This is a genomic window from Blautia sp. ZXY-1-B12 (assembly GCF_056339915.1).
Genome location: NZ_JBWJVP010000051.1, coordinates 17,388 through 33,031 on the forward strand (window position 1 = coordinate 17,388; position 15,644 = coordinate 33,031).

Sequence of the window (15,644 nt, forward strand, 5' to 3'; positions counted from 1 at the left end):
GCAGTAAACGGGACAGCAACATTTTATTTTGCACCTTAACAATTACATATATTTACCTTATAATGAACTCATAAGAAAATGCAAGAAATTAGGTTGATATACCGGAATAGTAACAGTAAGGATTTCAGACAACCGGAGGAAATGCATATGAAAGAGCAGCAGGAAAAAATAAGAGTATTAGATCCACATATAATACTGATATTATTTATATCAGCGTTTGTATTCGGCATAGGAATTCTGATGATTTTCCTGGAAAGAAAGGAAATAAGAACAGAGGGATATGAATTTATAATTTTTAGTGTGGAAATATTAATGTTGCTGTTAATCTTGTATTATATGAGAACTGTTGTGCTGAGCAGAGAAGGCTGTACGGTATCCTGGCTGTTTTGGAAGAGAAATTATAAATGGGAAGAGCTTGCTGTTATCAGAGAGGATGTCTGGTATACATATGGTAAGGGAGGGAGCATACGTTATCAGGGGATTGTATTTTCCAAATATGCAGTAAATAAGAAGAAAAAGAAATATACTACCAGGATGATCGTTGATGCGTTTCCGCTTTCAGATTGTTTTTACATTACTTTTGATGAACATGGCAATGTTTTTTCTTATAAATTAGAAAAAGGAAAAAAGCAAGTTATTAGAAAAATGTACGTAAATGTTCGTGAAAAAATGAAGGAATGGGGAGTGGAGGCAGAAAAAGGAGAGGGAATAAAAGAAGAAGAAAAACAAAGACAATATGATGAAATGATAGAATTGAGGAGGCAACAAAGAAAAAAAATTCAAAGCAAAGGAGCAGACTGTACAAATTTAAAAGAATATCAGCAAGAAGTAATAAAGATCAGAGATTTTTTGCAGATAACCATGGTAATACTTATTACGGTACTGCTTATTTGGACAGGGCTGTCTGCTGAAGAGGGAGAAAGAATTCCAATATTGATTCTTGAGTTTTTGATTGATGCACCATTATTGTTTTTCTCTTCAAAAGTCGTAACATTAAGTAAAGAAGGCTGCAAAATATCGTATCTGTTTTTCAAAAAAATGTATAAATGGGAAGAACTTGAAATTATACGTGAAGATTATTTTCCAAGTTTCCGAGACAGGAGAAGCAGAGGGATTGTTTTTTCTAAAAGAAAAAAGAATAAAGCAGGATATATATATACAACACGGGAAATTGTAGGATCAGGTCATATTTTAGAGTGTTTTTATATTGTTCTTGATGCAGATGGAAATATACATTTATATAAGCGTCTGGCAGCAAAGGATGGCAAAACAAAACTGAGAAAAGTAGCTGTAAATATTCCCCAAAAATTAGCGGAATGGGGAGTAGAAATGGAAAAAATGATGAAATATACAGGAGGAACTTATGATTTATAAGAAGATTGAAATTGCAGTAGACGGATATAAAGAAACTGCAGATTTATACACTTATTTTCTGGATAATTCCATTGAAATGCATATCAACAGAAAGCGTCCGGTAGTTGTGATCTGCCCGGGAGGCGGGTATGCTATGACTTCTGACAGAGAAGCAGAACCGATCGCCATGCAGTATCTGGTAAGGGGATATCATGCAGTGATCCTGCGCTATAGCGTAGAACCTGCCAGATATCCACTGGCACTCTTGCAGCTTGCGAAGTCTGTTGCTTTTTTAAGAAAAAATGCTGCAGAGTTTCATATTGATACGAATAAAATTGTTCTGCAGGGCTTTTCCGCAGGTGGTCATCTGGCAGCAAGTCTTGGCGTTTTCTGGAAGAAAGATTTTATTGCACAGACACTTGGGGTAACTTCTGATATGGTGAAACCAAATGGTATGATCTTAAGTTATCCGGTGATCACTTCCGGTGAGTTTGCACATACAGGTTCCTTTGAATGCTTGCTTGGAGAGGATTATAATGATCTTGATAAGAGAAAAGAACAGTCTCTGGAATTCCAGGTATCTAAAGATACACCAACCACATTCCTGTGGCATACAGTGACAGATGATTGTGTTCCTGTAGAGAATTCTCTGTTGTTCTTCAATGCGTTGCGCAAATTTGAAATTCCGGTAGAAATGCATCTTTATCCGGTTGGCGGACATGGTTTAAGTCTTGCAAACGAAGAGACAAGCCACGAAGACGGCGGCTGTGTACAGAAAGAGTGCCAGTCCTGGATGGAACTGGCGTGCAAGTGGATGCAGAATATATAATACACGATAAAGAATCTGTCTGAGTGTATGTGAAATCGAGTTGGAATAAAATACATTCTGATCTATAGTGAACAGTAACGTAAAATAAGATAATAAAAAATAATAAGGCGGCATTGTGCCGCCTTTATTATTTATGTTATACTGAAATATAAAGCTAATGTCAGAGGATGATGAAAGTATAGTATATTTTTAATTTTTTTAAAAAGATACTACCACAACAGAAATGGAGATTATATGATAGAGTTAGGAAAAAAACAGAAATTAACAGTAGTGAAGTCCGTAGATTTCGGTGTATATCTGGGTGAGGATATGCAGGCAGATGCAAAGAACCGTGTCCTTCTTCCGTCCAGACAGGTTCCGGAAGGAACAAAGGAAGGCGACAGCATTGAAGCATTTATCTACAAGGATTCTCAGGATCGTCTTATTGCAACAACAAAAGAACCGAAGCTTCAGGTAGGTCAGACAGCAGTTCTGAAAGTCTCTCAGGTAACAAGGATTGGTGCATTCCTTGACTGGGGACTGGAGAAAGACCTTCTGCTTCCATATCATGAGCAGACTCTGAAAGTAAGAGAGGGAGAAGATGTGCTGGTAGCACTCTATATTGACAAGAGCAGTCGTCTCTGCGCAACTATGAAGGTTTATCATTATCTTTCCACCAGAACTCCTTATGTAGTGGGAGATATGGTGAAGGGCCGTGTTTATGAGATCAGCGACAGATTCGGTGTATTTGTGGCAGTTGATGATAAATATTCTGCACTGATCCCTGCAAGAGAAGCCAAGGGAAAATACCGTCCGGGCAAGATCCTTGAGCTGCGTGTCAGCGAAGTAAAAGAAGACGGAAAAATGAACGTCACAGATCGTCAGAAAGCATATCTTCAGATCAATGAGGATGCGGAGAATGTCCTTGAAGTGATCAATGAATTTGCAGGTGTTCTTCCATTTGATGACAAGGCATCACCAGAAGTGATCCAGAGAGAATTTGGTCTGAGTAAGGGAGCGTTTAAACGTGCCATTGGCCATCTGATGAAGGAAGGCAAAGTAGAGATTAAGGACAAGAGAATCTACGCGAAATAGTAACAGACAAGCAAGTTCCCACCCAATGATTATTGCTTTTCGCAATTGAAGCATGGGACTTACCTGATTCAGTTAAATTTATAAAAATATGCTGCGATAAAATTGCAGATATTAGAACAGGAGAGAAATAGAGTTGGAGTTTACACATCTTCACGTCCATACAGAATACAGTCTGCTGGATGGTTCCAATAAGATAAAAGAATATGTAGCCCGTGTCAAAGAACTTGGCATGGACAGTGCGGCGATCACAGATCATGGAGTTATGTATGGTGTGATTGATTTTTATCGTGCAGCAAGAGCCGAGGGAATCAATCCGATTCTGGGATGTGAGGTTTATGTAGCCCCCGGCTCCCGATTTGACCGTGAAGCAGGAAGTGGCGAGGACAGATATTACCATCTGGTTCTTCTGGCAGAAAATAATCAGGGGTATGCCAACCTGATGAAGATAGTATCAAAGGGTTTCACAGAAGGATTCTATTATAAACCGCGAGTAGATCTTGCGGTATTAAAAGAGTACCATGAAGGGATTATTGCCTTAAGTGCCTGCCTTGCAGGTGAGGTTGCCAGATATCTTCAGAGAGGCATGTATGAGGATGCAAAGGCAGCAGCTCTTCGTTATCAGGATATTTTTGGCAAAGGGAATTTCTTCCTGGAATTACAGGATCATGGAATTCCTGCGCAGAGACTGGTAAATCAGGAACTTCTCCGTATGCACGAAGAAACAGGGATTGACCTTGTGGTAACCAATGATGTGCATTATACAAGGGCGGAGGATGCTGATCCTCATGATATTCTTCTCTGTCTGCAGACAAACAAGAAACTGGCAGATGAGGACAGAATGCGTTATGAGGGCGGCCAGTATTATGTGAAATCCCCGGAAGAAATGGCAGAACTTTTCCCATATGCTTTGGAGGCCCTGGAGAATACTCATAAGATTGCACAGAGATGTCATGTTGAGATTGAATTTGGCGTGACCAAGCTTCCAAGATTCGATGTGCCGGATGGTCTTACATCCTGGGAATATCTGAACAAGCTATGCTTCGAGGGACTGGAGGAACGTTATCAGCCGGTTACAGAGGAATTAAAAGCTCGTCTGAATTACGAATTATCTACTATAAAAAATATGGGCTACGTGGATTACTTCCTTATAGTATGGGATTTTATTAAATATGCCCGCGATCATGACATTATGGTAGGACCGGGACGTGGCTCTGCAGCGGGAAGTCTGGTTGCTTATACCTTGGGCATCACACAGCTTGATCCTATTCGCTATGATCTGCTCTTTGAGCGATTTCTGAATCCGGAACGAGTATCTATGCCTGATATTGACGTTGACTTCTGCTTCGAAAGAAGGCAGGAGGTTATTGAATATGTCCGCCGTAAATATGGGGATGATTGTGTGGTTCAGATCGTTACTTTTGGTACGCTGGCAGCCCGTGGTGTGATCCGGGATGTGGGCCGTGTACTGGATATGCCTTATGCACAGGTGGATTCCATTGCGAAAATGATCCCGCAGGAATTAAATATTACTATAGATAAAGCCCTTACTATGAACCCTGAGCTGAAAAAAGCATATGAAGAGCAGGATGAAATTCATTATCTGATCGATATGGCAAGACGTCTGGAGGGACTTCCCAGACATACCTCCATGCATGCGGCAGGTGTTGTTATCAGCCAGAAGGACGTATCAGAATATGTACCGCTTTCCAGAGCATCAGACGGGTCTATTGTCACTCAGTTTACTATGACAACACTGGAAGAATTGGGACTTTTAAAAATGGACTTCCTGGGACTTCGTACTCTGACTGTGATCCAGAATGCAGTAAAGCTGATCCAGAAGGATGCAGGAGTGACTTTGGATATGCAGAAGATTAATTATGATGATAAAAAGGTTTTGGATTCCCTTGGCACCGGTCGTTCTGATGGTGTATTTCAGCTTGAAAGTGCGGGAATGAAAAACTTCATGAAGGAACTGAAGCCTCAGAGTCTGGAAGATGTGATCGCAGGAATTTCTCTTTACCGCCCGGGCCCCATGGATTTTATCCCTCAGTATATCCGGGGCAAAAACCGTCCGGATACCATCCGTTACGACTGCCCTCAGCTGGAGCCGATCCTGAAGCCTACGTATGGGTGTATTGTCTATCAGGAGCAGGTTATGCAGATTGTTCGGAACCTGGCAGGTTATACTCTGGGCCGAAGCGACCTGGTACGTCGAGCAATGTCCAAAAAGAAGGCCTCTGTCATGGAAAAGGAGCGCCAGAACTTTGTTTACGGAAATGAAGCAGAGGGAGTTCCAGGCTGTATTGCAAATGGAATTGATGAGGCAACGGCAAATAAAATATATGATGAAATGATTGATTTCGCCAAATATGCCTTTAATAAGTCCCATGCAGCAGCCTATGCAGTTGTTTCCTACCAGACAGCCTATCTGAAGTACTATTATCCTGTAGAATTTATGGCTGCACTTATGACGTCGGTTATTGATTTTCCCAATAAGGTTGCAGAATATATTTTGGTCTGCAGACAGATGGGGATTAAGATCCTGCCGCCGGATGTGAACTGTGGAATGTACGGATTTTCTGTAGATAACGGTGCAATCCGATATGGCCTGTCCGCTATAAAGAGTGTGGGACGTCCGGTTATTGAAAGCCTGGTAAAAGAGAGGGACGAGAACGGACAATATCGTTCCCTGAAGGATTTTATGGAACGAAACTCTCCGCAGATGAATAAGCGAGCAGTAGAAAACTTTATCAAAGCAGGTGCGCTGGATTGCCTGGATGGTAACCGCCGCCAGAAAATGCTGGTTTATCAGAAGATTTCAGACAGTATCAGTCAGGATAAGAAGAATTCACTGGCAGGCCAGATGAGCCTTTTTGATCTGGTAAGCGAGGAGGACAAAAAAGAATTTGAAATCCGTATGCCCGATGTGGAGGAATTCGGAAAAGAGGAACTTCTGGGATATGAGAAGGAAGTTCTGGGAATCTACCTCAGTGGTCATCCTCTGGAAAATTACCGGGGAATGATGGAGAAAACCATTTCTGCGAAAACCTCTGATTTTCAGCAGGATGAAGAAACAAATCTTCCGAAAGTCATGGATGGTCAGAAAGTAATTATCGGTGGAATGATTACGGATAAAACCATCAAATATACAAAGAATAATAAGGTTATGGCATTCCTCACAGTGGAGGATCTGGTAGGAACAGTGGAGGTAGTTGTGTTCCCCAGAGATTATGAGAAAAGTCAGCAGTTCCTGAATGAAGAAGGCAGAGTATTTATTCAGGGCAGAGTATCTGCAGAGGACGATCGCGCCAGTAAACTGATCCTTGAAAAAATCCGTCCCTTTGACAATATGCCAAGGGAAATCTGGATACAGTTTGACAATAAAGAAAGCTACACACAGCAATCTCAGGAATTGCTTGCAGACCTCAGACGTTCACCGGGTGACAGTGCTGTTGTGATCTACCTGAAAGACGTAAAGGCCATAAAGAAGCTTCCGGTTGGATATCATGCACAAATTCAGGACTCATGGCTGAACTATATGTACGAAAAATATGGTAAAACCAATGTTAAAGTTGTAGAAAGAGGATTGAAAAACTTATAGAAATGCGCTAAACTATACCCGAATATGTGTATAGTAAAAATGAGATAGATTCAGAAGATGGAGGAAGAAAAGATGGCAGAAAACAAGATAAAAACCATTGGTGTCCTTACCAGCGGTGGTGACGCACCTGGAATGAATGCTGCAATTCGTGCAGTTGTCAGAAGAGGTTTAAGCAATGGATTAAATGTAAAAGGTATTCTGAAAGGATACAATGGTCTGTTAAACGAAGAGATTATTGACATGAGCGCAAAAGATGTATCTGATACAATCGAGCGTGGAGGTACAATCCTTTATACAGCACGTTGTGCAGAATTCCGTACAGAAGAAGGCCAGAAACGTGGAGCAGAGATCTGCAGAAAACATGGAATTGACGGACTTGTTGTCATCGGTGGTGACGGATTTTTCGCAGGTGCTCAGAAGCTTGCGAATCTCGGAATCAATACAATCGGTCTTCCCGGAACAATCGACCTTGACATTGCATGTACAGAATATACCATCGGATTTGATACAGCTGTAAACACAGCAATGGAAGCAATTGATAAAGTACGTGATACTTCCACTTCTCATGAGAGATGCAGTATCATCGAGGTTATGGGACGTGGTGCAGGATATATTGCTCTGTGGTGCGGTATTGCCAACGGTGCTGAGGACGTTCTGGTTCCTGAGAAATATGACTATGATGAGCAGAAGCTGATCAATAACATTATCGAGAGTCGTAAGAAAGGCAAAAAGCATCACATCATCATCAATGCAGAAGGTATCGGTCATTCTGAAGCAATGGCAAAACGTATCGAAGCTGCCACAGGTATCGAAACACGTGCTACAATCCTTGGACACATGCAGCGTGGTGGAAGCCCGACATGTAAAGACCGTGTATATGCATCTATGATGGGTGCTCTGGCTGTAGACCTTCTTATTGCAGGCAAGACATGCCGCGTTGTCGGATATCGTCACGGTGAATTCGTAGACTTCGATATCAATGAAGCACTTGCTATGCAGAAAGGTATCTCTGACTATCAGTGGGAAGTATGCCAGTCACTTTCTCATAACTATGATAAAAACAACAAATAACAAATGAATAAAAAGATGCAGTTATATAACAGACTGCATAAATTAAATACTGCTCAGATAATTACCCTCGGTTTTGCGGGAGTGATTATCTTAGGGGGATTACTTCTGTGGCTGCCGTTTTGTACGGCACCCGGATACCACACATCTTTTACAGATGCCATGTTTACCGCAACCACAAGTATATGTGTAACAGGGCTTGTGACAGTTGTTACGGCAACTCACTGGACTCTGGCAGGCAAGATTATTATTCTTGTCCTGATCCAGATCGGAGGTGTGGGACTGATTTCTCTGGGCAGTATTATTTTTATAAGTCTGAGAAAGAAAATATCGCTGAGGAACCGGCGTGTTATCCAGGAGTCCTATAATATGGACAGAATGGGTGGGATGGTCAGGCTGGTGAAGAAAGTTCTGATCTGTGTGTTTGGAGCAGAAGGAATCGGTGCAGTGTGTTATGCAGTTCGATTTATTCCGCAGTTTGGTCTGGCAAAAGGTCTGGGATATTCTGTTTTTACGGCAGTATCTGCATTCTGTAATGCTGGTATTGATCTGCTGGGAGAGGACAGCATGGCTCAGTATGTTGCTGATCCGATCGTAAACTTTACAAGTGTAGGACTGATCATTATGTCAGGTCTTGGGTTTGTGGTCTGGTGGGATATCTGGGATAAGATTAAACGAGTCATCAGAGGGAAACTTCCTGTGGGACGTATATTTAAAAATCTCCGTCTTCACAGTAAGATCGTGTTGATGATGACGCTGATACTTGTTGTGGGCGGTACAGTACTGATCTTTCTGTTTGATCATGGAAATCCGGAAAGTATTGGGACATATTCGCCGGAAACGAAGTGGATGGCATCTTTGTTCCAGTCAGTTACCACAAGAACAGCCGGATTTTTCACTGTAAGTCAGGAGAGATTTTCCAATGCAACTTATATGCTGTGCCTGATATTGATGTTGATCGGCGGTTCCCCTATGGGAACAGCAGGTGGAATTAAGACAACAACAGTTGCGGTCCTTCTGCTGAGTTTGAAATCCAATCTTCAGGGAAAACGGGATGTGGAAGTACACCACAGGAGAATCAGAGACAGCTACATCCGTTCTGCGATCGTAGTGACAGGTATGGTACTTACAGTACTTATTCTCATGAGTATGCTGTTGTGTGCAGCCATGCCGGAAGCACCTATAGAAGATGTTGTTTATGAAATTACATCTGCGGTTGCAACGGTAGGACTTAGCAGAGGGCTGACACCCTGCCTGAATACAGCAGGCAAATGGATCGTGATCCTGACTATGTATCTGGGAAGAATCGGTCCGCTGACTCTGGGAACTGCAGTGACTGTACGTGTACAGAAAATGCCGGCAGATTCACATCTGGCAGAAGAAGATATTATGATTGGATAGTAACGGTTCGGCAGTCAGGCGGATATTCGCAGAGGATAACGAATACATGTTCAGAAAGAGAAATGAGGAAGAAAATGAAGAACAAATCTTATGCAGTGATCGGTCTTGGGCAGTTCGGGATGACGGTAGCCCTTACTCTGGCAGAGGCGAACTGCGATGTACTTGCCATTGACGAGAAAGATGATAATGTGCAGGATATCGCAGAGAAAGTTTCCTATGCTGTCAAGGCAGATGTGCGTGATCCGGGAATTCTGGAATCGCTTGGAGTTCAGAACGTAGATGTTGCGGTCATCGCAGTAGCCGAGAATATGGAGGCCAGTATTACAGCAACGATGCAGGTGAAAGAACTTGGAGTTCCTTTTGTCATGGCGAAGGCAATGAATTCTCTTCATGGCAGGATACTGGAGAAAATAGGGGCAGATAAGGTGATTTATCCTGAACATTCCATGGGTATCAGAGTTGCAAGAAATCTTCTCTCCAGTGGATTTGTCGATATGTTTGAGCTTTCTTCTGATTTCAGTATGGCAGAATTTAAGATCCCGCGGGAATGGATAGGAAAAACACTTCGGGAGCTGAAGGTCAGGGAAAAGTATAACATCAATCTGATCGGTCTGAAGCATGGCGATAAGATGAATATGAATGTGGCGCCGGATGAAGTGTTTCCGGCAGACTGCACAGTTGTTGCAGCAGGAGCAAACAGTGACCTGAATAAGGTTTCGGAAAATTGAGGATAAGATATGATCACCAGTGTAAATAACGGACAGGTAAAAAATATCATACAGCTGAACCAGAAAACAAAAGCCCGCAGAGAACAAGGGCTTTTTGTTGCAGAAGGAAGAAAAATGTTCGGCGAAGCACCTAGGGATTGGATTTCGAAGGTGTATGTATCAGAAGCTCTCAGCGGTGATGCAGAACTGATGGCTCAGGTGGAGAAACTTCCATATGAAATAGTAACAGATTCTGTTTTTCGACAGATGAGCGATACGCAGACGCCGCAGGGAATTATGACAGTGCTTAAGAAACCTTCTTATATAATGGAAGATATTCTCGGCGGGAAAAATCCGCTGGTTATGATTCTGGAAGATCTGCAGGATCCGGGAAATGCGGGAACTATTCTCCGTACAGGAGAGGGTGCCGGAGTAAGCGGAGTTCTTCTGACAAAGACCTGCGTGGATATCACAAACCCGAAGGTTATACGATCAACCATGGGTTCTGTCTACAGAATGCCTTTCCTATATGTGGAAAGTGTGGTATCATTAGCACAGGAACTGAAAGACAGAAATATCCGCACATTTGCGGCGCATCTGCATGGTAAGAACTCTTATGATCAGGAATCCTACACAGGAGGAACTGCTTTCCTGATCGGCAACGAGGGAAAAGGACTGACAGATGAAGCGGCAGACAGTGCTGATTGTCTGATACGGATTCCTATGTGTGGAAAAGTAGAATCTCTGAATGCTGCCATGGCATCCGGAATTCTCATGTATGAAGCTGCTCGTCAGAGACGATAGCAGACGAAAGGAGGAGTTTCATGCAGCCTTTGATCTGGCTTGGGATTCTTGCGTTATTGCTTGTTGTAGAGGCAATTACGGCAGGACTGACCACCATCTGGTTTGCCGGCGGCGCACTGGTCGCTGCTATTGCATGTTATGCAGGAGCGAACCTCACTGTACAGATATTGCTGTTTCTGTGTGTTTCATTGGTACTTCTCATCTTTACCAGACCACTGGCAATGAAGTACTTCAACAAAGAAACCATACAGACCAATGCAAACAGTCTGATTGGAAAGAAAGCAGTTGTGATTCAGGAGATTGACAATCTGGCGCAGACAGGCCAGGTTCGTATCAATGACATTGAATGGACTGCACGTTCTGCTGATGACGAAAAAATCGGCGAAGGCACCGTTGTAACGATCGAAGAGATCCGAGGTGTGAAACTTATCGTAAAACAGAATAAGGAGGATTAGTTATGGGCGTGGTTTTTCTGATAGTTATTATCGTTATTGCGGTATGGGTCCTTGCATCCTGCGTCCGCATTGTACCACAGGCATATGCAGTAATCCTGGAACGTCTGGGAGCTTATCAGGCAACCTGGAGTACAGGAATTCACTTCAAGGTTCCGTTTATTGAACGAGTGGCCAGAAAGGTAAATCTGAAGGAACAGGTAGTGGATTTTCCACCGCAGCCGGTTATCACAAAGGATAATGTAACCATGCAGATCGATACTGTCGTATTCTTTCAGATTACAGATCCGAAGCTTTATACTTACGGTGTGGAGAATCCGATCATGGCAATCGAGAATCTGTCCGCAACAACCTTAAGAAATATTATCGGTGACATGGAACTGGATGAGACACTTACATCACGTGAGACGATCAATACCAAGATGAGAGCTTCTCTTGATGAAGCTACTGATCCATGGGGAATCAAGGTCAATCGTGTGGAACTGAAGAACATTATTCCTCCGGCAGCTATTCAGGATGCAATGGAGAAACAGATGAAAGCTGAGCGTGAACGTCGTGAAGCAATCCTGATCGCAGAAGGTCAGAAGAAATCTACGATCCTTGTTGCAGAAGGTAAGAAACAATCCGCAATTCTGGATGCAGAAGCTGAGAAACAGGCAGCAATCCTCCGCGCAGAGGCTCAGAAAGAGCGTATGATCAAGGAGGCAGAAGGACAGGCTGAGGCAGTTCTGAAAGTTCAGAATGCCAATGCAGAGGGTATCCGCATGATCAGAGAGGCAGGAGCAGATGAGGCAGTTCTGACACTGAAGAGTCTGGAAGCATTTGCCAGGGCAGCAGACGGTAAGGCAACCAAGATCATTATTCCGTCGGATATTCAGGGAATCGCAGGTCTGGCAAGTTCGCTGAAAGAGATCGTCACTGATCCGAAAGCGGAGACAGACAAATAACAAAAGAGAATAAATGACATCGGGGAGAGAATTATTATGAACTTAAAAGGAAGAAACTTTCTGACACTGAAAGACTTTACACCGGAGGAGATCACATATCTTATTGATTTATCCGCAGAACTTAAAGCAAAGAAGAAAGCCGGCGAGCTTCACGAATATTACAGAGGCAAAAATATTGCACTTATTTTTGAAAAAACAAGTACAAGAACCCGCTGCTCTTTTGAGGTAGCTGCCCATGATCTTGGAATGGGAAGCACATACCTGGATCCGACAGGTTCTCAGATCGGTAAGAAAGAAAGCATTGCAGATACAGCAAGAGTTCTGGGAAGAATGTATGATGGTATCGAATATCGTGGATTTGGTCAGGAAGTCGTAGAAGAGCTTGCAAAACATGCAGGTGTTCCGGTATGGAATGGCCTTACGAACGAATATCATCCGACACAGATGATCGCTGATATGCTGACAATCCGTGAGCATTTCGGAGATTTAAAAGGACGTAAGCTTGTATACATGGGTGATGCCCGTTACAATATGGGTAATTCCCTGATGATTGCCTGCACAAAACTTGGCATGCATTTCGTAGCCTGCACAACTAAGAAATATTTCCCGAATGCAGAGTTAGTTGCTCAGTGCGAGGAATATGCAAAAGCATCCGGCGGAAGCATCACTCTGACAGAGGATGTTCAGGAAGGAACAAAGGATGCAGACGTTATCTATACAGACGTATGGGTATCTATGGGTGAGCCGGATGAGGTATGGACAGAGAGAATCCATGATCTGACACCTTATAAAGTAACAAAGGACGTTATGAAGAACGCAGGAGAGAAAGCAATCTTCCTTCACTGTCTGCCTGCATTCCATGACCTTAAGACAAAGATCGGCAAGGAAATGGGCGAGAGATTCAATCTGACAGACATGGAAGTAACAGACGAAGTATTTGAATCTGAGCAGTCCAAAGTATTTGATGAGGCAGAGAACCGTATGCATACCATCAAAGCTGTTATGGTAGCAACATTAGGAGAGCCGGAGAACAAATAATGGCACATCTGTATAATGAAGAAACAATTTCACAGGCGATAGACACAAAATGGGCGGGCAAAACCGTCCATTTTGCAAAAGAAACAGATTCTACCAATTCATGGATCAAGCGTCTGGCAAAAGATGGTGCAGAGCATGGAACTCTGGCAGTTGCGGAATTTCAGTCTGCGGGAAGAGGGCGTTTTGACAGAAGATGGGAAGCGCCGGAGGGCAGCTCTATTATGATGACACTGCTCTTACGTCCGGAATTTTCACCGCAGTATGCGTCTATGCTGACACTGGTTATGGGAATGGCAGTGGCACAGGCAGCAGAGGAACTGGGGTTTAACGTAAGTATTAAATGGCCCAATGATATTGTGATCTCTAAGAAGAAAATCTGTGGTATCCTGACCGAGATGGGAACAAATGGTGTGAAGATCAATTATGTTCTCATCGGAGTAGGAATCAATGTAAACCTGAAAGAATTTCCGGAAGAGATGCAGGACAAAGCGACTTCACTGATTCTGGAGGGCGGTCATGAATATGACAGAAATCAGGTGATTGCACAGGTGATGAAATATTTCGAGATCAACTATGAGAAATTTATCCAGACCTGTGATTTTACTCATCTGCTGGATGATTACCACAGAATCCTTGCAAATCTGAACCAGCCGGTCAGAGTGATCGATGGTGACAGAAGTTTCGAAGGAATCTGCAGGGGGATTGATGAAAAAGGTGAACTGCTTGTGGAAAGGCAGAATAAAGAAGTTGTGAAAGTCAGCGCAGGAGAGGTTTCGGTGCGTGGACTTTACAGCTATGTATAAAGATTCTGAATAATTTCGAAAGAGGGAAACAGTAATTTATGTATCAGGACAACATTACTCTCTGCGGCGCAAGTGCCTATGAGAAGAAATTTTATTTTAATCAGGATTTCAATGCACTTCCGGATCATGTGAAGAAAGAACTTCAGATCATGTGTGTTCTTTACACAGAGGATGTAGGAGGAATCCTGACTCTGGAATTTGACGAAAACGGCAGACTTCAGTTTAAAACAGAAGCTCTGGAAGCAGATGCCCGCTACGATGAGATCGGAAGCGGACTGAAGATCAAACAGCTTCAGCAGGACAAGAAAGAACTTCTGGAATCTCTGGAAATGTATTATAAAGTATTCTTTCTCGGAGACATCCCGGAAGAAGAACTGAAGAAAACATCGGGCAGTGAGGGCTGAATCCATGCAGACAAGGAATGAGCCGGTACGGGCAAGAGAACCATTCATGGAGATGCAGTGGAAAATAGGAAACGTACAGATTGATAATCCGTTTGTTCTTGCACCAATGGCAGGTGTCACAGACCTGCCATTTCGAACGCTCTGTAAAGAGCAGGGGGCCGGACTGATCTGTATGGAAATGATCAGTGCAAAAGCGATTTCTTTTCACAATAAAAACACTATTGCCCTGATGGAGATTGATCCATGTGAGCACCCGGTTTCCATGCAGCTTTTTGGCAGTGAACCGGATCTTATGGCAGAGGTTGCGAAATCCATTGAGGACAGAGATTTCGATATCCTGGACATCAATATGGGATGCCCTGTGCCGAAGGTTGTCAATAACGGCGAGGGATCTGCATTGTTAAAGAACCCGAATCTGATTGAAGAGATCGTTCGAAAAGTATCATCTGCAATCAGTAAACCGTTGACTGTCAAGGTGCGAATCGGATTTGAGAATGAACCGGTAGATATTGTTGAAATCGCGAAACGTATTGAGGATGCGGGAGCAGCAGCACTTGCAGTGCATGGGCGCACCAGACAGCAGTACTATTCCGGCACTGCAGACTGGGATACGATCCGCAGGGTAAAAGAAGCGATTACCATTCCTGTAATTGGAAACGGAGATGTAGATTCTCCGCTGAAAGCAGAAGCACTGGTAAAACAGACCGGATGTGATGCTGTTATGGTGGGACGTGCAGTAAGGGGAAATCCCTGGTTGTTCCGCGAACTGAACCATTATTTCCGGACAGGAGAACTGTTGGAACGCCCGTCTGTAGAGGAAATACGTGAAATGATCCTGCGTCATGCCAGAAAACAGATTGAATTAAAAGGGGAATTCGTAGGAATACGTGAGATGCGTAAACACGTTGCCTGGTATACTGCAGGCATGCGTCACAGCGCAGGGCTCAGAAGAGAGTCAAACACCATAGAAAGTTATGAAGCTCTGGAGGCGCTTTTATCAAGATTAGCATAAAAGTTAAAACCATGTGAAATGAAAAATATAAACAATAGCAAAGGCGCTCGGAATGCTTGACAATCCGGGTGCTTTTTTGTATAATACAGAAATTGTGAATATCCTAGAATAAGTCTGCCCTTTTTCAGGTATGATGTATCAGGAAGCACAT

General features: G+C 43.1%; 14 protein-coding genes. All 14 read left to right on the forward strand.

The features are described from left to right. The first annotated feature begins 147 nt into the window (after nucleotides 1-147). Entirely contained in the window at nucleotides 148-1,374 is a 1,227-nt protein-coding gene (locus AC075L_RS03980) for a hypothetical protein (RefSeq protein ID WP_173721327.1), read from the forward strand. After that, entirely contained in the window at nucleotides 1,364-2,182 is an 819-nt protein-coding gene (locus tag AC075L_RS03985) for an alpha/beta hydrolase (RefSeq protein ID WP_022380130.1), read from the forward strand. The genes AC075L_RS03980 and AC075L_RS03985 overlap by 11 nt, the downstream gene beginning before the upstream one ends. A 234-nt stretch (nucleotides 2,183-2,416) precedes the next feature. Next, entirely contained in the window at nucleotides 2,417-3,256 is an 840-nt protein-coding gene (locus tag AC075L_RS03990) for a CvfB family protein (RefSeq protein ID WP_008707806.1), read from the forward strand. A gap of 133 nt (nucleotides 3,257-3,389) precedes the next feature. Beyond that, the gene (locus AC075L_RS03995) at nucleotides 3,390-6,857 is read left to right on the forward strand and encodes a DNA polymerase III subunit alpha (RefSeq protein ID WP_118593548.1); all 3,468 of its coding nucleotides are present in this window, start codon (nucleotides 3,390-3,392) and stop codon (nucleotides 6,855-6,857) included. Between the two features lie 72 nt (nucleotides 6,858-6,929). Beyond that, nucleotides 6,930-7,928 carry a 6-phosphofructokinase gene (pfkA, locus tag AC075L_RS04000; protein WP_476387171.1) on the forward strand — a complete coding sequence of 333 codons (999 nt, stop codon included), beginning with the start codon at nucleotides 6,930-6,932 and terminating at the stop codon, nucleotides 7,926-7,928. Between the two features lie 3 nt (nucleotides 7,929-7,931). Beyond that, complete coding sequence (locus tag AC075L_RS04005) at nucleotides 7,932-9,326, forward strand: TrkH family potassium uptake protein (protein ID WP_227194698.1); 1,395 nt, start codon at nucleotides 7,932-7,934, stop codon at nucleotides 9,324-9,326. 74 nt (nucleotides 9,327-9,400) lie between these two features. Next, nucleotides 9,401-10,054, forward strand: a complete 654-nt coding sequence (locus AC075L_RS04010) for a potassium channel family protein (RefSeq protein WP_118569714.1) — start codon at nucleotides 9,401-9,403, stop codon at nucleotides 10,052-10,054. A 9-nt stretch (nucleotides 10,055-10,063) separates the two neighbouring features. Further along, nucleotides 10,064-10,837, forward strand: a complete 774-nt coding sequence (locus AC075L_RS04015) for a TrmH family RNA methyltransferase (protein ID WP_025579019.1) — start codon at nucleotides 10,064-10,066, stop codon at nucleotides 10,835-10,837. 20 nt (nucleotides 10,838-10,857) lie between these two features. Next, entirely contained in the window at nucleotides 10,858-11,292 is a 435-nt protein-coding gene (locus AC075L_RS04020; protein WP_008707795.1) for an NfeD family protein, read from the forward strand. Between the two features lie 2 nt (nucleotides 11,293-11,294). Then, nucleotides 11,295-12,236: an SPFH domain-containing protein gene (locus AC075L_RS04025; RefSeq protein ID WP_008707794.1), complete on the forward strand. Its 942-nt coding sequence runs from the start codon at nucleotides 11,295-11,297 to the stop codon at nucleotides 12,234-12,236. Nucleotides 12,237-12,272: 36 nt separating this feature from the next. Continuing rightward, a complete protein-coding gene (gene argF, locus AC075L_RS04030; protein ID WP_008707793.1) occupies nucleotides 12,273-13,274 on the forward strand; it encodes an ornithine carbamoyltransferase in 1,002 nt (333 codons plus the stop codon). Continuing rightward, complete coding sequence (locus AC075L_RS04035; protein ID WP_022380136.1) at nucleotides 13,274-14,077, forward strand: biotin--[acetyl-CoA-carboxylase] ligase; 804 nt, start codon at nucleotides 13,274-13,276, stop codon at nucleotides 14,075-14,077. Before argF ends, AC075L_RS04035 begins: the two co-directional genes overlap by 1 nt. Nucleotides 14,078-14,115: 38 nt before the next feature. Then, nucleotides 14,116-14,481: a DUF6145 family protein gene (locus AC075L_RS04040; RefSeq protein WP_118593549.1), complete on the forward strand. Its 366-nt coding sequence runs from the start codon at nucleotides 14,116-14,118 to the stop codon at nucleotides 14,479-14,481. A gap of 52 nt (nucleotides 14,482-14,533) precedes the next feature. Next, nucleotides 14,534-15,493 (forward strand): tRNA dihydrouridine synthase DusB, encoded by a 960-nt coding sequence (gene dusB, locus AC075L_RS04045; protein WP_044951790.1) that lies wholly within the window; start codon nucleotides 14,534-14,536, stop codon nucleotides 15,491-15,493. Nucleotides 15,494-15,644: the final 151 nt, after the last annotated feature.